The organism is Pseudomonas sp. N40(2020), assembly GCF_014472415.1.
GTDB lineage: Bacteria > Pseudomonadota > Gammaproteobacteria > Pseudomonadales > Pseudomonadaceae > Aquipseudomonas.
Genome location: NZ_JACSZV010000060.1, coordinates 1 through 18,964 on the forward strand (window position 1 = coordinate 1; position 18,964 = coordinate 18,964).

Annotated in this window: 18 protein-coding genes; 14 read left to right on the plus strand and 4 right to left on the minus strand. The window is 59.2% G+C overall.

What is annotated here, in order from left to right; translation table 11 throughout:
- Positions 1 to 178: 178 nt before the first annotated feature.
- From IAI51_RS26065 to IAI51_RS26095, 7 genes are all read left to right on the plus strand, one after another.
- Positions 179 to 1,144, plus strand: a complete 966-nt coding sequence (locus tag IAI51_RS26065; RefSeq protein WP_187681088.1) for a polysaccharide deacetylase family protein — start codon at positions 179 to 181, stop codon at positions 1,142 to 1,144.
- A gap of 168 nt (positions 1,145 to 1,312) precedes the next feature.
- Positions 1,313 to 2,608, plus strand: a complete 1,296-nt coding sequence (locus tag IAI51_RS26070) for an OprD family porin (RefSeq protein ID WP_187681089.1) — start codon at positions 1,313 to 1,315, stop codon at positions 2,606 to 2,608.
- Between the two features lie 295 nt (positions 2,609 to 2,903).
- A complete protein-coding gene (locus IAI51_RS26075; protein ID WP_187681090.1) occupies positions 2,904 to 3,728 on the plus strand; it encodes an NAD-dependent epimerase/dehydratase family protein in 825 nt (274 codons plus the stop codon).
- Positions 3,729 to 3,778: 50 nt separating this feature from the next.
- Positions 3,779 to 4,672, plus strand: a complete 894-nt coding sequence (locus tag IAI51_RS26080) for an SMP-30/gluconolactonase/LRE family protein (RefSeq protein WP_187681091.1) — start codon at positions 3,779 to 3,781, stop codon at positions 4,670 to 4,672.
- Positions 4,673 to 4,733: 61 nt separating this feature from the next.
- Entirely contained in the window at positions 4,734 to 5,705 is a 972-nt protein-coding gene (locus IAI51_RS26085; protein WP_187681092.1) for a TRAP transporter substrate-binding protein, read from the plus strand.
- Between the two features lie 79 nt (positions 5,706 to 5,784).
- On the plus strand, positions 5,785 to 6,312 hold the full coding sequence (locus tag IAI51_RS26090) for a TRAP transporter small permease (protein WP_187681093.1): 528 nt from the start codon (positions 5,785 to 5,787) through the stop codon (positions 6,310 to 6,312).
- The gene (locus IAI51_RS26095; protein ID WP_187681094.1) at positions 6,312 to 7,592 is read left to right on the plus strand and encodes a TRAP transporter large permease; all 1,281 of its coding nucleotides are present in this window, start codon (positions 6,312 to 6,314) and stop codon (positions 7,590 to 7,592) included. Before IAI51_RS26090 ends, IAI51_RS26095 begins: the two co-directional genes overlap by 1 nt.
- A 48-nt stretch (positions 7,593 to 7,640) precedes the next feature.
- On the opposite strand, the gene IAI51_RS26100 is transcribed toward IAI51_RS26095, so the two are convergent.
- The 3 genes from IAI51_RS26100 to IAI51_RS26110 all read right to left on the minus strand — a co-directional run bounded on the left by IAI51_RS26100 (position 7,641) and on the right by IAI51_RS26110 (position 10,113).
- On the minus strand, positions 7,641 to 8,441 hold the full coding sequence (locus IAI51_RS26100) for a sulfite exporter TauE/SafE family protein (protein ID WP_187681095.1): 801 nt from the start codon (positions 8,439 to 8,441) through the stop codon (positions 7,641 to 7,643).
- Positions 8,442 to 8,450: 9 nt separating this feature from the next.
- A complete protein-coding gene (locus IAI51_RS26105; protein ID WP_187681096.1) occupies positions 8,451 to 9,695 on the minus strand; it encodes an FAD/NAD(P)-binding oxidoreductase in 1,245 nt (414 codons plus the stop codon).
- Positions 9,696 to 9,771: 76 nt separating this feature from the next.
- On the minus strand, positions 9,772 to 10,113 hold the full coding sequence (locus IAI51_RS26110; protein ID WP_007915092.1) for an ArsR/SmtB family transcription factor: 342 nt from the start codon (positions 10,111 to 10,113) through the stop codon (positions 9,772 to 9,774).
- Between the two features lie 96 nt (positions 10,114 to 10,209).
- Here IAI51_RS26110 and IAI51_RS26115 point away from each other — a divergent pair, with 96 nt between their 5' ends.
- Both IAI51_RS26115 and IAI51_RS26120 read left to right on the plus strand, forming a co-directional pair.
- Positions 10,210 to 11,073 carry an MBL fold metallo-hydrolase gene (locus IAI51_RS26115; RefSeq protein ID WP_187681097.1) on the plus strand — a complete coding sequence of 288 codons (864 nt, stop codon included), beginning with the start codon at positions 10,210 to 10,212 and terminating at the stop codon, positions 11,071 to 11,073.
- A 125-nt stretch (positions 11,074 to 11,198) separates the two neighbouring features.
- Positions 11,199 to 12,053: a tyrosinase family protein gene (locus IAI51_RS26120; protein ID WP_187681098.1), complete on the plus strand. Its 855-nt coding sequence runs from the start codon at positions 11,199 to 11,201 to the stop codon at positions 12,051 to 12,053.
- Positions 12,054 to 12,064: 11 nt separating this feature from the next.
- On the opposite strand, the gene bkdR is transcribed toward IAI51_RS26120, so the two are convergent.
- Positions 12,065 to 12,553, minus strand: a complete 489-nt coding sequence (gene bkdR, locus IAI51_RS26125; RefSeq protein WP_187681099.1) for a Bkd operon transcriptional regulator BkdR — start codon at positions 12,551 to 12,553, stop codon at positions 12,065 to 12,067.
- A 185-nt stretch (positions 12,554 to 12,738) separates the two neighbouring features.
- Between bkdR and IAI51_RS26130 the strand changes: the two genes are divergently transcribed.
- The 5 genes from IAI51_RS26130 to IAI51_RS26150 all read left to right on the plus strand — a co-directional run bounded on the left by IAI51_RS26130 (position 12,739) and on the right by IAI51_RS26150 (position 18,947).
- Positions 12,739 to 13,974 (plus strand): 3-methyl-2-oxobutanoate dehydrogenase (2-methylpropanoyl-transferring) subunit alpha, encoded by a 1,236-nt coding sequence (locus IAI51_RS26130; protein WP_187681100.1) that lies wholly within the window; start codon positions 12,739 to 12,741, stop codon positions 13,972 to 13,974.
- A 1-nt stretch (position 13,975) separates the two neighbouring features.
- Positions 13,976 to 15,034, plus strand: coding sequence for an alpha-ketoacid dehydrogenase subunit beta (locus IAI51_RS26135; RefSeq protein ID WP_187681101.1), 1,059 nt, complete (start codon positions 13,976 to 13,978; stop codon positions 15,032 to 15,034).
- The gene (locus IAI51_RS26140) at positions 15,035 to 16,306 is read left to right on the plus strand and encodes a dihydrolipoamide acetyltransferase family protein (protein WP_187681102.1); all 1,272 of its coding nucleotides are present in this window, start codon (positions 15,035 to 15,037) and stop codon (positions 16,304 to 16,306) included.
- Positions 16,307 to 16,310: 4 nt separating this feature from the next.
- On the plus strand, positions 16,311 to 17,684 hold the full coding sequence (gene lpdA / locus IAI51_RS26145) for a dihydrolipoyl dehydrogenase (protein WP_187681103.1): 1,374 nt from the start codon (positions 16,311 to 16,313) through the stop codon (positions 17,682 to 17,684).
- A 243-nt stretch (positions 17,685 to 17,927) separates the two neighbouring features.
- A complete protein-coding gene (locus IAI51_RS26150) occupies positions 17,928 to 18,947 on the plus strand; it encodes a branched-chain amino acid aminotransferase (protein WP_187681104.1) in 1,020 nt (339 codons plus the stop codon).
- Positions 18,948 to 18,964 lie beyond the last annotated feature (17 nt).

Genomic DNA, 18,964 nt, shown 5'->3' on the forward strand with positions numbered 1-18,964 from the left:
CAGCCAACCTAATTGTTGAAGGTTAAACCGCTATCGCGAGCAGGCTCACTCCTACAGAGGGTTGGTATGAACCCGGATTCGTAAAATTTTTTTAAAAGTCATCTCGCCCGCAGCGGATTTTTCCCAAGCGTAGCGGATGCCACCCTTGAGCGACTTCTCAAACCTCAAGGTGCCCGTTATGACCACTCCCCGCTGGCAACGCTCCCCCGGCCTGCTGAAAAACCTGCTGGGCTTATCCCTCTTGCTGCCTGCCCTGTTACTGCCCGCCCTCGCCTTCGCCCAGGAACGCCCATGGCCGGACGGCTCGCAACTGGTGATATCGGTGTCGATGCAATTTGAGACCGGCGGCCAACCCGAGGGCGCGGAAAGTCCGTTCTCTGGCACGCCGCTGCCCAAAGGCTACCCGGATCTGCCGGCGCAGACCTGGTTCGATTACGGCTACAAGGAAGGCTTGTGGCGCATGCTCGATCTGTGGGATCGCACCGGCATCAAAGTCACTTCCCACGTGGTCGGCGAAGCCGCGCTGAAACACCCCGAACTGGCGAAGGCAATCGCCGAGCGCGGCCATGAACTGGCCGCCCACGGCATGCGTTGGGCCGACTCTTACAACATGAATTACCAGCAGGAAAAACAGTTCATCGGCGACGGCGTCGCAGCGGTGGAAAAACTCACAGGCCAGCGCTCGGTCGGCTACAACGCCAACTGGCTGCGGCGCAGTCCGAATACGCTAAAGGTGCTGCAGGATCTGAATTTCACTTACCACATCGATGACGTCAGCCGCGACGAGCCCTTCGTCACCATGGTGCGCGGGCGCAAATTCGCCGTGGTGCCCTACACCCTGCGTAACAACGACATCGTGCTGGTCGAGGGCCGGCACTTTTCCGCCGAGCAGTTCTACCAGCAACTGGTGCTGGAATTCGATCGCCTCTATGCCGAAGGCGCAAACAAGCGACGGATGATGTCGGTGAGTCTGCACGATCGCATCGGCGGCACGCCGGCGATGGTCGAGGCGATGGAGCGGTTTATCCGTTATGCCCAGTCGCACCCGAAAGTCAGCTTTATGCGCAAGGATAAAATTGCGCAGATCGTACTGACCGAGAAAAACCCTCTGATCGATAACAGCGAAGCGCTCTACAACCAGTGATTGCGCCGAAAACAGCCCTCTTCACGTCTTGATGAGGGCTGCCAAGACCCGCGACGTCATCGTATAACTTCCAGTTGACATTCCCCGAAAGCTCCGTAAATATCGCCTCCGATGTTGTACGACAACGCACAACACTAATAAAAACAAGAACAATAAGGGAGCGTTACAGTGAGCACATTCGTCTGCAATTCCGTCCGCCATTCCCGCTTCTCAATCACCCGCCCATGCTCCACGCTAAGCCTGATCGGTTGCAGCAGCCTTGCCCTCGCCTTGCCGATGAGCGCCGATGCCGAAGGCTTTCTCGAGGACAGCAAAGCCACGCTGAATCTGCGCAACGCCTACTTCAATCGCAACTTCGTCAACCCAGCCTACCCGCAGGGCAAAGCCGAAGAGTGGACGCAGAGCTTCATCCTCGATGCCAAATCCGGCTTCACCCAAGGCACCGTCGGTTTCGGTCTGGACATCCTCGGGCTGTATTCGCAAAAGCTCGATGGCGGCAAAGGCACCGGTGGCACCCAGTTGCTGCCGATCCACGATGACGGGCGGCCGGCCGACAATTTCGGACGCATGGGTGTGGCGCTGAAGGCCAAGGTTTCCAAGACAGAACTGAAGGTCGGCGAATGGATGCCAGTGCTGCCGATTTTGCGCTCGGACGATGGCCGCTCCCTGCCCCAGACCTTTCGTGGTGGGCAGATCACCTCCACCGAGATCAACGGCCTGAGTCTCTACGGCGGTCAGTTCCGCGGTAACAGCCCGCGCAACGACGCGAGCATGGAGGACATGTCGATGAACGGCCGCGGTGCGTTCACCTCGGATCGTTTTAATTTCGGTGGCGGCGAATACACCTTCAACGACAAGCGCACGATGGTCGGCGTGTGGTACGCCGAACTCACCGACATCTACCAGCAGCAGTACTTCAATCTGAGCCACAGCCAACCGCTGGGCGACTGGACCCTGGGCGCCAACCTCGGCTTCTTCACCGGCAAGGAAGACGGCAGTGCCCAGGCCGGCGACCTCGACAACAAGACCGCGTTTGCCATGCTCTCGGCCAAGTACGGCGGCAACACCTTCTACGTCGGCCTGCAAAAACTCACCGGCGACAGCGCGTGGATGCGGGTCAACGGCACCAGCGGTGGCACCCTCGCCAACGACAGCTACAACGCCAGTTACGACAACGCCAAGGAGCGCTCCTGGCAGGTTCGCCACGATTACAACTTCGTCGCGCTCGGCATTCCCGGGCTGACCCTGATGAACCGCTACATCAGCGGCGATAACGTGCACACGGGAACAATCACAGACGGCAAGGAATGGGGCCGCGAATCTGAACTGGCCTACACCGTGCAAAGCGGCGCGTTGAAAAACCTCAATGTGAAATGGCGTAACGCGACGATTCGCCGGGACTTCAGCACCAACGAGTTTGATGAGAACCGGATCTTTATCAGCTATCCGATTTCGTTGTTGTAACAGTTAGTACAAGCGCAAACCTCTGGCAAACCGATGACCTGTGGCGAGGGGATTTATCCCCGACGGGTTGCGCAGCAGCCCCCTTGGTTTTTCAGAAAAAACGCTGACGACTGCTGCGCAGCCGATCGGGGATGAATCCCCTCGCCACAGAAGCGCGCAGCAGGAGAATGGATCAGCCCTTCCGTCATTTACACCAAAAGTCGCGTTGACAAGATCCAGAAACCCTACCGATACTTCAGCGCAGTCATACGACAACCTACAACAAACCTAAAAACAAAACGTGTAAGGGATTGCCATGACGTCTACCTCTACTCCCCGCGCCCCGTTTAATCGGCTGCTGCTTACCGGCGCCGCCGGTGGTTTGGGCAAAGTTCTGCGCGAACGCCTGCGCCCCTACGCCAACGTGCTGCGACTTTCAGACATTGCCGCCCTCACCCCGGCCATCGATGATCGCGAAGAAATCGTCGTCTGCGACCTCGCCGACAAACAGGCCGTGCATCAACTGGTCGAAGGTGTCGATGCGATCCTGCATTTCGGCGGCGTATCCGTGGAGCGGCCGTTTGAAGAGATCCTCGGCGCCAACATCTGCGGCGTCTTCCACATCTATGAAGCCGCACGCCGCCATGGTGTGAAACGGGTGATCTTCGCCAGTTCCAACCATGTCATCGGCTTCTACAAACAGGACGAACAGCTCGACGCCAGCTCCGCCCGCCGCCCCGACGGTTACTACGGTTTGTCCAAGTCCTACGGCGAAGACATGGCCAGTTTCTACTTCGATCGCTACGGCATCGAGACCGTCAGCATCCGCATCGGCTCTTCGTTCCCCGAACCGCAGAACCGCCGAATGATGCACACCTGGCTGAGCTTCGACGACCTCACCCAACTGCTCGAACGCTCCCTCTACACCCCAAACGTTGGCCACACCGTGGTCTACGGCATGTCCGACAACAAGGACGTGTGGTGGGACAACCGCTTCGCCAGCCACCTCGGGTTCGAAGCAAAGGACAGCTCAGAAGTGTTTCGCGAAAAAGTCGAAGCGCAGCCGATGCCGGCGGCCGATGACCCGGCGCGGATCTATCAGGGTGGTGCTTTCGTTGCGGCTGGTCCGTTCGGCGACTGACGTTCTGCTGTCCACTTGATCCCCCTCCAATAAAAACCAAGGGAATGAGTATGCAAGCCGAATTGATCGTCGACGCCCGCAACGCGGTCGGTGAGAGCCCGGTCTGGGTCGCGCAGGAAAACGCCCTGTATTGGGTGGATATTCCCAATCGCGGACTGCAACGCTGGAGCGCCGACACCGGCCATGTCCACGCTTGGAAAGCCCCTGAAATGCTCGCCTGCATTGCGCGGCACAGCCGTGGCGGCTGGATCGCCGGCATGGAAAGCGGTTTCTTCCATCTGCACCCGCACAACGATGGCAGCCTCGATACCGAACGGCTCGCACGGGTTGAACACAGCCGAGACGACATGCGCCTCAACGATGGCCGCTGCGATCGTCAGGGACGTTTCTGGGCCGGCAGTATGGTGCTGAACATGGGCCTGAATGCGCCCGAAGGCCGGCTCTATCGGTACAGCGCCGGTCATTCGGGGCCGGTTGAAGCGCAACTCGATGGTTTCATCGTGCCCAACGGCCTCGGCTTCAGTCCCGACGGCAAGACGATGTACCTGTCCGACTCGCACCCCGACGTGCAATTGATCTGGGCTTTCGACTACGACACCGCCAGCGGCACACCGTCCAACCGCCGCGTCTTCGTCGACATGAATCACTACTGCGGTCGCCCCGACGGTGCGGCCGTGGACGCCGACGGTTGCTACTGGATCTGCGCCAACGACGCCGGTCTCATCCACCGTTTCACCCCCGACGGACGACTCGACTACTCGCTGGCGGTGCCAGTGAAAAAACCGACCATGTGCGCCTTCGGCGGCAGTGGAATGGACACCCTGTTCGTCGCCTCGATTCGCCCCGGTGACGATCATGATCCGCAGTCTCTGGCCGGCGGCGTATTCGCGCTGACACCCGGCGTCAAAGGCCTGCCGGAACCCTTGTTTGACGATTTGCTTTAACCCGCCTCTGCTGCACCGCTGTGCCTTGAACACAAAAATAACAAGACTGGAGACACCCCCCATGGACTTCAAACGCACGTTGCTCGCCGCTGCACTCCCGCTGATGTTTACCTTCACCTGCGCCGCCCAGGCGCTGGAAATCAAGTTCGCCGATATCCACCCCGCCGGTTATCCGACCGTGGTTGCCGAGGAAAGCATGGGCAAAGCCCTGACCAAGGAAACCAATGGCGATCTCACCTTCAAGTATTTCCCCGGAGGTGTGCTCGGCTCGGAAAAAGAGGTGATTGAACAGGCACAGGTCGGCGCAATCCAGATGACCCGTGTCAGCCTGGGTATCGTCGGCCCGGTGGTGCCTGACGTGAACGTATTCAACATGCCATTCATCTTCCGCGACCAGGCGCACATGCGCGCGGTGATCGATGGCGAAGTCGGCGATGCGATTCTCGACCGGATCACCAACTCCGAATTCGGCCTGGTGGCCTTGGCGTGGATGGACGGTGGTACGCGCAACATCTACACCAAAAAACCAGTGCGCAAACTCGAAGACCTCAAGGGCATGAAGATCCGCGTGCAAGGCAACCCGATGTTCATCGAGACCATCAACGCCATGGGCGGCAACGGCATCGCCATGGACACCGGCGAAATCTTCAGCGCCCTGCAAACCGGCGTCATCGACGGCGCGGAGAACAACCCGCCGACCCTGCTGGAACACAACCACTTCCAGAACGCCAAATTCTATAGCCTGACCGGGCACCTGATCCTGCCCGAGCCGATCGTGATGTCGAAGATCACCTGGGAAAAACTCACCCCCGACCAACAGACGCTGGTGAAGAAAGCCGCCAAGGCTGCCCAGCTTGAAGAGCGCGCACTGTGGGATGCGAAATCCGCCAGCAGCGAAGAAAAACTCAAGGCCGCCGGCGTCGAATTCATCACCGTCGACAAGAAACCTTTCTACGAGGCCACCGCCTCAATCCGCGAGAAGTACGGCGCGCCCTACGCCGATCTGATCAAGCGCATCGAAGCCGTTCAGTAACCCTCCCTGCCCTCAACGAAAGGCCCGGCAGCACAGACCTCGCTGGATGTCTGTAGCTGCCCGGTTACGGTGGAACCCGATGAAGAATTTGCTGCTGAGCATCAATGACCGGATCTACATGGCCTGCATCTGGGTCGCCGGTCTGTCGGTGCTGACCATTTCCCTGATCATTCCCTGGGGCGTTTTCGCCCGTTACGTCCTCGGCACCGGTTCGAGTTGGCCGGAGCCCACCGCCATCCTGCTGATGATGGTCTTCACCTTCATCGGCGCCGCCGCCAGTTACCGCGCCGGTGCGCACATGGCCGTGGCGATGGTCACCGACCGTTTGCCACCCAACCTGCGCAAAACCATGAGCATCGTTTCGCAACTGCTGATGGCAACCATCTGCCTGTTCATGACCATCTGGGGCACCAAGCTGTGCCTGTCGACCTGGAACCAGTTCATGAGCGCCCTGCCCACTTTGCGCGTCGGCATCACCTACATGCCGATCCCGATTGGCGGCGCGTTGACGCTGATTTTCGTGCTGGAAAAACTCTTGCTCGGTGATCAGAGCAATCGCCGCGTGGTGCGGTTCGATCTGGTTGAAGAAAACGAAGGGGCTGCCTGATGGACGCTTTTATTCTGCTGGGCAGTTTTATCGCATTGATCCTGATCGGCATGCCGGTCGCCTATGCCCTCGGCCTCTCGGCGCTGATTGGCGCGTGGTGGATCGACATCCCGTTCCAGGCCTTGATGATTCAGGTGGCCGGTGGGGTGAACAAGTTTTCGCTGCTGGCGATTCCGTTCTTCGTATTGGCCGGGGCGATCATGGCCGAAGGCGGCATGTCGCGCAGGCTGGTGGCGTTCGCCGGAGTGCTGGTGGGGTTTGTGCGCGGTGGCCTGTCGCTGGTCAACATCATGGCCTCGACGTTTTTCGGCGCGATTTCCGGCTCCTCGGTGGCGGACACCGCCTCGGTCGGTTCGGTACTGATCCCGGAAATGGAACGCAAAGGCTATCCACGGGACTTCTCCACGGCGGTAACCGTCAGCGGTTCGGTACAAGCGCTGCTGACGCCGCCGAGCCACAACTCGGTGCTCTACTCGCTGGCGGCCGGCGGCACAGTATCGATTGCTTCGCTGTTCATGGCTGGCGTCGTGCCGGGCCTGCTGATGAGCGCGTGTCTGATGGTGTTGTGCCTGATCTTTGCGCGCAAACGCGACTACCCCAAAGGTGAAGTTATCCCGCTGCGTGAAGCCCTGAAAATCTGCGGCGAAGCGATGTGGGGCTTGATGGCGATGGTGATCATCCTCGGCGGCATCCTCTCGGGGATTTTCACCGCGACCGAGTCGGCAGCCATTGCCGTACTGTGGTCATTCTTCGTCACCATGTTCATCTACCGCGACTACAAGTGGAGTGAACTGCCAAAACTGATGCACCGCACGGTGCGCACGATTTCGATCGTGATGATCCTGATCGGCTTCGCCGCCAGCTTCGGCTACATCATGACCCTGATGCAGATCCCGGCGAAGATCACCACACTGTTCCTGACCCTGTCGGACAACCGCTACGTGATCCTGATGTGCATCAACGTCATGCTGTTGTTGCTCGGCACGGTGATGGACATGGCGCCGCTGATCCTGATCCTGACACCGATCCTGATGCCGGTGATTCTCGGCATCGGCGTCGACCCGGTGCAGTTCGGCATGATCATGCTGGTCAACTTGGGGATCGGGCTGATAACGCCGCCGGTAGGTGCGGTGTTGTTTGTCGGTTCGGCGGTGGGCAAGGTCAGCATCGAAAGCACCGTGAAGGCGCTCCTGCCATTCTATGCCGTGCTGTTTCTGGTGTTGATGCTGGTGACTTACGTTCCGGCGATTTCGCTGTGGTTGCCGCATTTGGTGTTGTAACACTGTAACTGTGGTGAGGGAGCAAGCTCCCTCACCACAAGGTTTACCTCAAGCCCGCAACAACATATACCCCGCCACCACCAGACACACGCTGGCAAACCCAACCTGTAATGCCCGAGCCGGCACCCGCGCACAAAGCTTGCGACCGATGATCATGCCGACGACGCTGGCAACAATGAATGCCGCGCCCTGGCTGTCGATCCGCACCCCGGCATGAAACGCGCCGATCACCCCGATTGCCGAGATCAAACTGATTACCATCAGCGACGTTGCAACGATGCCGCGCATTTGCACGTCGGTCAGTTGCTTGAATGCCGGCACGATCAGGAAACCGCCACCAACACCAAGCAATCCGGACACCACCCCGGTGACCGCACCTAACGCCGCAAGGGTCGCGGTGCATTTGGCGGTCCAGTCGAAACGCCCGGTCTCTTCATCGAGCATGCAGTTCTTCTGCCCCCAACTGGCGTGACCGTGGTCACTCGGACCTTGCGCCTGACGCTCACGCCGCAACATGCGCCAGGCGACCATGACCATCAGCAGGCTGAACAGAATCATCAGGATCTTCTCGGGCAACTGATGCGCGAAGTAGATCCCCAGCGGTGAAAACACTGCACCGAGCGCTGCAATCAACAGTGCCGCGCGATAACGCACCAGACCATGGCGCAACCCATCGATGGCGCCGACGGCCGCCGCACTGCCCACGGCGAACAGCGCCACGGGAGCGGCCTGCGTCATCGTCCAGCCGAGCCCGAGCACCAGCGCCGGCACCGCGAGAATTCCGCCACCGGCCCCGGTCAGCCCAAGAACCAGCCCCATCACCACGCCAAACAGACTTGCCAGCAACATAGGGAGTTCTCAGTCAACCTTCGACAAACCGGTCAGCCATTCGCGGCCTTTGAGCATGCCGTTCCAGTAGAACCATGGCAGCAGCGTCGCCTTCAGCCACCAGGCCGAACGGCGCGGTACGGTCGGGTCCAGAGGAAAGGTCGGCAACAACTTCCCGGCATAACCGAACTCGGCAAGGATCACCTTGCCCTTCTCCACCGTGAGGGGGCAGGAACCGTAACCGTCGTAATTCAGCGGCAGCGGCTGGTGATCGCGCAGGGCCAGCAGGTTTTCTGCCACTACGACGATTTGCTTGCGCACTGCCGCAGCGGTTTTCGCATTACTGGTGCCGCAGATATCGCCGAGCGCAAACACCTCTGGATAACGCGGATGCTGCAGGTTATTCGGATTGACTTCGCACCAGCCGGCGGCGTCGGCCAAAGGGCTTTGCGCGATGAAATCTGGCGAAACCTGGGGCGGCACGACGTGCAGCAGATCGAAGGTTTTCGCCTGGCGAGTGACGTTGCCATCAGCGTCCTTGACCTCGAACCACGCAGTTTTCGCCGGGCCGTCGACCTTGACCAGATTCGAGTTGAAGGCCAATTGCGCGTTGTATTTTTCGATGTATTTCATCAGCGGCGGTACGAACGTCGCCACGCCGAACAGCGCAGCACCGGCCAGGTTGAACTCCACCTCGACCTTGTTCAGCACGCCGTTTTTTCGCCAAAAATCGCACGACAGGTACAACGCCTTTTGCGGCGCCCCCGCGCATTTGATCGGCATCGCCGGTTGGGTGAACAGCGCCTTGCCGCCGCGCAGTTTCTGCACCTGATCCCAGGTGTATTGCGCGTGCTGATAGCTGTAGTTGGAGGTCACGCCGTGCTGGCCGAGGCTTTCCTGCAGGCCTTCGATTTTTTCCCAGGCCAGACGCAGGCCGGGACAGACGATCAGGTTTTGGTAGCTGACGGTGCGCTGATCGTTGAGGGTGAGTTGGCGATTGTCGGGATCAATACTCGTAACCGCTGCTTGAACCCAAGTTGCCTGACGCGGCATCACTTTGCCCATCGGTCTTACGGTGTCTTTGACGTCGTAAGCGCCACCGCCGACCAGCGTCCATGCCGGTTGGTAGTAATGCTGGGCACTTGGTTCGATCACAGTGATCTTCAAGTGCGGATCGCGCTTGAGCAGACTGGCGACGAAGCCAATGCCGGCAGTGCCGCCGCCGATGACCACGATATCTGCACTGATGGATGGGCCCCAGTGTTGATCGTTCATTGCTTGTTCCTTATGGCTACGCGCACGGATTGTTCTTGCCAGCACTCCTGCAATTGAATGGTGTGCTGACTGACATTTATTGGTGACCCAGGCTTTTCAGTACGGCACCGCAATACAGCCCGGAGAGGGTTTTCATCACCTGGATGACTTCAGGACTGGCGAGGCCGTAAAAAATGTACTTGCCTTCACGACGGGTCGCGACAAGCCCTTCATCGCGCAAAATACCCAATTGCTGAGACAGCGTCGGCTGGCGTACACCGGTCATTTTTTCCAGCTCGCCGACATTACGCTCGCCCTGTGTCAGCTGGCACAGAATCAACAGGCGATCCTCGTTGGCCATGGCCTTGAGCAACGCGCAGGCCTTGGAGGCCGAGGCGCGCAATTGGGCGACTTCACATTCGGTCAGACTGGATTGCATTTGCAGGATGCCTTCAACGTCACTTAAGCTGCGAACATTATGTTTTTACATAAAGTGTTGCAACCGACTTTTCTACCCCTGCACAGGTTCATGTCCATGCCCGCGTTGATTGAAGCCTTTCTTGACCCCGCCTCCTCGACCTACAGCTACGTGGTCTACGAGGCCGACGGCGGACAATGCGCAATCGTCGATCCGGTGCTCGATTACGACGGCGCCGCCGGCCGCACCGGCACGGCTCAAGCTGACAGGATCATCGCGTTCGTTCGCGAGCATCACCTGCAAGTGCAGTGGCTGCTGGAAACCCACGCTCATGCCGATCACCTGTCCGCTGCGCCGTATCTGCGCCGGGAACTGGGCGGCAAGATCGCGATTGGCGAGTCGATCAGCAAGGTGCAGAACGTCTTCAAGGCACTGTTTAATCTGGAGCCGGAGTTTTGCGTCGATGGTTCGCAGTTCGATCATCTGTTCACACCCAACGAATCTTTCAGGATCGGTAATCTCAAGGCCACCGCCCTGCACGTCCCCGGCCACACTCCGGCAGACATGGCGTACCTGATCGACGGCGAACAGATTCTGGTCGGCGACACGCTGTTCATGCCCGACGTCGGTACTGCGCGCTGCGACTTCCCCGGTGGCAACGCTCATCAACTGTTCAACTCGATTCAGAAACTGCTGGCCTTCCCTGCCAGCGTCAAACTCTACGTCTGCCACGACTACCCGCCTGAAGGTCGGCAGGCGCAATGCCAGACCACAGTCGGCGAGCAGCGCAAAAGCAATATCCATGTGCATGACGGCATCGACGAGACCACGTTCGTCGAAATGCGTACACGCCGCGATGCCGGGTTAGGCATGCCAACACTGCTGCTACCGGCGATTCAGGTGAACGTGCGGGCGGGGAATTTTCCGGCCGCCGAGGACAACGGCGTGGTTTACCTGAAGATCCCTCTCGACTCCCTATAGGAAAAATCACCTAACTCTCTGAAAATTAAAATTTTCCTACACCTTCTAGCGATAGAGATGAACTGGAGAAAATCTCATAAAAGGCCAGACTTCATTGGGCAAACATTCAATGGAGTTTTCGCAATATGGATATTCGACGCAATCACCGTGACCTGACGCGGCAACAGAAACAAGCATTCATCAGCGCGATCTACCGACTGAAAAACGATGTGCCCAGCATTCTTCGTCCCGGCCTACAGAGCCGCTACGACGACTTTGTGCAAATCCACAAGAATTCCATGGGACTGGGGAGCCCGCTCAATCCCAATCCCCATCGCAGCCCGCTGTTCTTCCCATGGCATCGCATACTGATCCGTCAGTTCGAAAGAGCACTCCAGGCTGCCTCCCGTGACTCAAGCATTACCTTGCCTTACTGGAACTGGAGCATGAGTGGCGCAAACGATCCCTTCACTGACGATTTCATGGGCAGGGATGGCGACCCCTTGCAAAACCAACGCGTGACCTTCGGCCCATTTGCCTTCGAGTCACGGTTGTTTACCGTCAATGTTCTGGACAACGATCAAGGCGACAGTGGCCTTTTACGCAACCTGGGTGGCGGCGGAGCCTTGCCATCGACGGAAGATATCGAGGCAGCGTTGGACAGAACGCCTTACTGGTCAGTACCGGATGGCTGGGAGAATATTGCAGAAACCATGCATAACGGGGTACATGCCTGGGTGGGGGGCAACATGGGAACCGCCTCATCGCCAAACGACCCGGTGTTTTTTCTCCACCACTGTCATCTCGATTACTTGTGGGAACGCTGGAAACGCGCCAACCCGCTCGAGCCGAGCATTTCCTTTGAACCAGACACCGCCGAGCAAATGCTCGCTTCGCGGCTGATCTTTCATCCCGACAACGAACCCGCACCATGGACAGATAACTGGACGGTTCGCGAAGCGCTTGACCCTTTGCGACTCGATTACACCTATGCCTGGTAAACGGGAACCCGTCATCCACCCAGAATCAAGCCATTCGCCGGCAACGGCAGTGCGGTTTTGTAGCGCACCTGCTTGAGTGCAAAGCTTGAACGGATATTCGCCACCCCTGGAACCTTGGTCAAAAAGTCCATCATGAAGCGCTCCAGGGACTGAATGGTCGGCACCAGCACCCGGATCAGATAGTCCGGGTCGCCGGCCATCAGATAACACTCCATCACCTCGGGGCGATCGGAAATCGCTTCCTCGAAATGCTGCAACGCCTCCTCGACCTGTTTCTCCAGGCTGACGTGAATGAACACGTTCACATGCAGCCCCAGCAGATCGGCGTCCAGCAGGGTCACCTGTTCGCGAATCAGGCCTAATTCTTCCATCGCCTTGACCCGGTTGAAGCACGGCGTTGGCGACAGGTTCACCGAGCGCGCAAGGTCAGCGTTGGTGATGCGTGCGTTCTCCTGAAGGCTGTTGAGAATGCCGATGTCGGTACGGTCCAGTTTACGCATGAGACAAAACCACCTGTTTTTTATGTTTATGCAGAATTTCTATCTGCAAATGATCGCCAGCGCAACGAAACAGAGATAAATATTCTTCTTGCCCGGGCCTATGATTGTTGTAGGACAAGATTTCTTTTATCGAAGAATGACTGCCAGCTCACTACAAGAAATTCACAAGATCGAGCGTAGAAGCCATGACCCAAGCGTATGAACCGCTGCGTCTGCACGTCCCTGAACCTTCGGGCCGCCCAGGCTGCAAAACCGACTTCTCCTACCTGCATCTGACCGATGCCGGCACGGTGCGCAAACCTTCCATCGACGTAGAACCTGCCGACACCGCCGACCTGGCCCGAGGCCTGATCCGCGTGCTCGACGATCAGGGCAACGCTCTCGGCCCGTGGGCCGAGAACGTTCCGGTCGAGATCCTCCGCAAGGGCATGCGCGCCATGCTCAAGACGCGCATCTACGACAACCGCATGGTGGTCGCCCAGCGCCAGAAAAAAATGTCGTTCTACATGCAAAGCCTTGGCGAAGAAGCCATCGGCAGCGCCCAGGCCCTGGCCTTGAACATCGACGACATGTGCTTCCCGACCTATCGCCAGCAAAGCATCCTGATGGCTCGCGACGTTCCACTGGTCGACTTGATCTGCCAACTGCTGTCCAACGAGCGCGACCCGCTCAAGGGCCGTCAGTTACCGATCATGTACTCGGTCAAGGAATCCGGTTTCTTCACCATTTCCGGCAACCTCGCCACCCAGTTCATTCAGGGCGTGGGCTGGGGCATGGCCTCGGCGATCAAGGGCGATACCAAAATCGCCTCGGCATGGATCGGTGACGGCGCTACCGCCGAATCGGACTTCCACACCGCTCTCACCTTTGCTCACGTCTACCGTGCGCCAGTGATCCTCAACGTAGTCAACAATCAATGGGCGATTTCGACCTTCCAGGCCATTGCCGGGGGTGAAGCCACCACCTTCGCCGGACGCGGTGTTGGTTGCGGTATCGCCTCGCTGCGAGTCGACGGCAACGACTTCTACGCGGTGTACGCTGCGTCTGCCTGGGCCGCCGAACGCGCCCGCCGCAACCTCGGCCCGACCATGATCGAATGGGTCACCTACCGCGCCGGCCCGCACTCGACCTCCGACGATCCCTCCAAATACCGTCCAGCCGATGACTGGAGCCACTTCCCGCTGGGCGATCCGATTGCCCGCCTGAAACAGCACCTGATCAAGGTCGGCCACTGGTCGGACGAAGAACACGCCGCCGTCAGCGCCGAGCTCGAAGCCGAAGTGATTGCCGCGCAGAAACAGGCCGAACAGTACGGCACCCTCGCAGGCGGTCAGATTCCAAGCGCCGCGACCATGTTCGAAGACGTCTACAAAGAGATGCCGGAGCACTTGAAGCGCCAGCGTCAGCAGTTGGGGATCTGACATGAACGATCACAACAACAATATTCAGTTGGAAGCCGCCATGACCACGACCACCATGACCATGATCCAGGCCCTGCGCTCGGCCATGGATGTGATGCTTGAGCGTGATGACAATGTGGTGGTGTTCGGTCAGGACGTCGGTTATTTCGGCGGCGTGTTCCGTTGCACCGAGGGCTTGCAGACCAAGTACGGCGCTTCCCGAGTGTTTGATGCACCGATCTCCGAAAGCGGCATCGTCGGCGTTGCCGTCGGTATGGGCGCTTACGGTCTGCGTCCGGTAGCTGAAATCCAGTTCGCCGACTACGTCTACCCGGCCTCCGACCAGATCATTTCCGAAGCGGCGCGTCTGCGTTATCGCTCGGCTGGCGAGTTCACCGCGCCGATGACCCTGCGCATGCCTTGCGGCGGCGGCATTTACGGTGGCCAGACCCACAGCCAGAGCATCGAGGCGATGTTCACTCAGGTCTGCGGTCTGCGCACCGTCATGCCGTCCAACCCGTATGACGCCAAAGGCCTGCTGATCGCCTCCATCGAAAACGATGACCCGGTGATCTTCCTCGAGCCAAAACGCCTGTACAACGGCCCGTTCGACGGCCATCACGACCGTCCTGTTACCCCGTGGTCGAAGCACCCTGCCGCACAGGTTCCGGACGGCTACTACACCGTGCCGCTGGACGTCGCCGCGATCACCCGTCCGGGCAAGGACGTGACCGTGCTGACCTACGGCACCACCGTTTATGTTTCGCAAGTCGCAGCTGAAGAAAGCGGCGTCGACGCCGAAGTCATCGACCTGCGCAGCCTGTGGCCGCTGGACCTGGAAACCATCGTCAACTCCGTGAAGAAAACCGGTCGTTGCGTGGTGGTGCACGAAGCCACCCGCACCTGCGGTTTCGGCGCCGAACTGGTGTCGCTGGTGCAAGAGCATTGCTTCCATCACCTGGAAGCGCCGATCGAACGCGTCACCGGTTGGGACACCCCCTACCCGCACGCGCAAGAGTGGGCGTATTTCCCTGGGCCGTCCCGAGTGGGCGCGGCGTTGAAACGGGTCATGGAGGTCTGAATGGGCACGCACGTTATCAAGATGCCGGACATTGGCGAAGGCATCGCAGAAGTAGAACTGTCGCAGTGGCACGTCAAGGTTGGTGATCTGGTCGTTGAAGATCAGGTGCTGGCGGACGTGATGACCGACAAGGCCATGGTCGATATTCCGTCGCCGGTCCATGGCAAGGTCATTGCGCTGGGCGGCCAGCCGGGTGAAGTGATGGCGGTGGGCAGTGTGCTGATCAGCATTGAAGTTGAAGGCGCCGGCAACCTGAAAGAGTCTTCTGCGCCGGCTCCTGTAAAAGAGGCGCCTGCTGCGCCGAAAGCTGAAGCTTCGGTCGAGAGCAAACCTGTCGCCGCCGCGCCGCGTCCGGCGACTGTTTGCCAAGGCCCGATGATTGCTCGTGAAGCGGATGAACGCCCACTGGCCTCCCCGGCCGTGCGCAAGCATGCGCTGGATCTGGGCATTCAGTTGCGTCTGGTACGCGGCACCGGCCCGGCCGGACGCGTGTTGCACGAAGATCTCGACACCTATCTGGCGCAAGGTCAGTCGAACGCCTCTGCGCCTGCATCCGCCGCTTACGCCCAGCGTAATGACGAAGAGCAGATTCAGGTGATCGGCATGCGCCGCAAGATCGCCCAGCGCATGCAGGACGCCACCCAGCGTGCTGCGCATTTCAGCTATGTCGAAGAAATCGACGTCACCGCGATTGAAGAGCTGCGCGCCCACCTGAATGAAAAACACGGTGCGAGCCGTGGCAAGTTGACCCTGCTGCCGTTCCTCGTGCGCGCTCTGGTCGTTGCCCTGCGTGACTTCCCGCAAATGAACGCCCGCTATGACGACGAAGCCCAGGTCATCACCCGTCTCGGCGCGGTACACGTCGGCGTCGCCACGCAAAGCGATGTCGGTTTGATGGTGCCAGTGGTTCGTCACGCCGAGGCACGCAGCCTGTGGGACAGCGCCGCCGAGATCTCACGTTTGGCCAATGCCGCGCGCAATGGCAAGGCCAGCCGCGATGAGTTGTCAGGCTCGACTATTACCCTGACCAGCCTCGGTGCGCTGGGTGGCATTGTCAGCACGCCTGTTTTGAACCTGCCAGAAGTGGCGATCGTCGGCGTGAATAAAATCGTCGAACGCCCGATGGTCGTCAAAGGCCAGGTGGTGATCCGCAAGATGATGAACCTCTCCAGCTCCTTCGATCACCGCGTGGTCGACGGCATGGACGCGGCGCTCTTCATCCAGGCCATTCGTGGCCTGCTCGAACAACCCGCGACCCTGTTTGTGGAGTGATGGCATGCAAACTCTGAACACCACGCTGCTGATCATCGGCGGCGGCCCCGGCGGTTATGTCACGGCGATTCGCGCCGGGCAGTTGGGCATTGCGACCATTCTGGTCGAAGGCCAATCGCTCGGGGGCACCTGCCTCAACATCGGCTGCATTCCGTCCAAAGCGCTGATTCATGTGGCCGAGCAGTTTCACCAGACTCAGCATCACAGTCAGCATTCGGCGCTGGGGATCAGCGTCTCGGCGCCGACCCTCGACATCAGCAAAAGCGTTGAGTGGAAGGACGGCATCGTTGATCGCCTGACCACTGGCGTCGCCGCGCTGCTCAAGAAGAACAAGGTTCAGGTCATCAACGGCTGGGCCAAGGTCATCGACGGCAAAACCGTGGAAGTCGGCGACACCCGCATCCAGTGCGAGCACCTGGTGCTTGCCACCGGTTCCACCAGCGTCAATTTGCCGATCCTGCCGATTGGCGGACCGATCATCTCCTCTACCGAAGCGTTGGCGCCGAAAAGCGTACCAAAACGCCTGATCGTGGTTGGCGGTGGTTACATCGGCCTGGAATTGGGCATTGCTTACCGCAAGCTCGGTGCCGAGGTCAGTGTGGTCGAGGCGCAGGATCGCATCCTGCCCGCCTATGACGCGGAACTGACCCAACCGGTGCATGACGCATTGAAGCAACTGGGCGTGAAGCTGTATCTCAAGCACAGTGTTTTGGGCTTCGACGGTACGTTGCAGGTGCGTGATCCGAACGGCGACACCCTCAATCTGGAAACCGATCAGGTGCTGGTGGCCGTTGGTCGCAAACCCAACACCCAAGGCTGGAACCTCGAAGCACTGAGTCTGGAAATGAACGGCTCGGCGATCAAGATCGACAGCCGTTGCCAGACCAGCATGCGCAATGTCTATGCCATCGGCGATCTCAGCGGCGAGCCGATGCTGGCTCACCGCGCCATGGCTCAAGGCGAAATGGTTGCCGAGTTGATCAGCGGCAAAACCCGCGAATTCAACCCGACCGCCATCGCCGCCGTGTGCTTTACCGACCCGGAACTGGTGGTGGTGGGCAAGACGCCGGACGAGGCCAAGGCTGCCGGGCTCGACTGCATCGTTTCCAGTTTCCCGTTTGCCGCCAATGGACGGGCGATGACGCTGGAGTCAAAAAATGGCTTCGTGCGGGTGGTCGCTCGTCGGGACAATCATCTGATTGTCGGCTGGCAAGCGGTGGGTGTCGGGGTTTCGGAATTGTCCACGGCGTTTGCGCAGAGCCTCGAAATGGGCGCGCGCCTGGAAGACATCGGCGGCACCATTCATGCGCATCCGACTTTGGGTGAAGCGGTGCAAGAAGCGGCGTTGCGTGCGCTCGGGCATGCGTTGCATATGTAATTCAGGACTTTTGCGGATGGCCATGAAGGCCCCTTCGCGAGCAGGCTCGCTCCCACATTTGAAATGGGTTCTACCTGTGGGAGCGAGCCTGCTCGCGAATTCCTGAGGGCAACACGAATTATCTGTCTGTCATCCGATAGTCCGGGCTGCGAAACCGCTCAAGAATGAAGTATTGTTGTGCCCATCCAAAAAACGTCAGAAGCCTTGAACCGTTTCGACGGTTGTTCAGTGATAGAGGGTGTCATGGGTAACGAAAGCATCAATTGGGACAAGCTGGGTTTTGACTACATCAAAACCGACAAACGCTATCTGTCGTACTTTCGCGATGGCGAGTGGGACAAAGGCACCCTGACCGAAGATAACGTGCTGCACATCAGCGAAGGCTCCACTGCCCTTCACTATGGCCAGCAATGCTTCGAAGGCATGAAGGCCTATCGTTGCAAGGACGGCTCGATCAACTTGTTCCGCCCGGACCAGAACGCCCTGCGCATGCAACGCAGCTGCGCGCGTCTGCTGATGCCGCTGGTCGACACCGAGCAGTTCATCGAAGCCTGTAAAGAAGTGGTTCGTGCCAACGAGCGCTTCATCCCGCCATACGGCACCGGCGGCGCGCTGTACCTGCGTCCGTTCGTGATCGGGGTGGGTGACAACATCGGCGTGCGTACCGCCCCCGAGTTCATCTTCTCGATTTTCTGCATTCCGGTTGGCGCCTACTTCAAGGGCGGCCTGACCCCGCACAATTTCCAGATCTCCAGCTACGACCGCGCCGCCCCACAAGGCACCGGCGCCGCCAAGGTCGGCGGCAACTACGCTGCCAGTCTGATGCCGGGCTCGAAAGCGAAGAAAGCCAACTTCGCCGACGCGATCTATCTGGACCCGATGACCCACACAAAAATCGAGGAAGTCGGTTCGGCCAACTTCTTCGGGATCACCCACGACAACAAGTTCATCACACCGAACTCGCCATCGGTACTGCCGGGTATCACCCGTCTGTCGCTGATCGAACTGGCGAAATCGCGTCTGGGCCTGGAAGTGGTTGAAGGCGACGTGCTCATCGATAAGCTGTCGGACTTCAAGGAAGCCGGCGCCTGCGGTACTGCTGCGGTGATCACGCCGATCGGCGGCATCAGCTACAACGACCATCTGCATGTGTTCCACAGCGAAACCGAAGTCGGCCCGGTCACCCAGAAGCTCTACAAAGAGCTGACTGGTGTGCAGACCGGCGACATCGAAGCGCCAGCGGGCTGGATCGTCAAGGTTTGATCTGACGGCCAGACGCA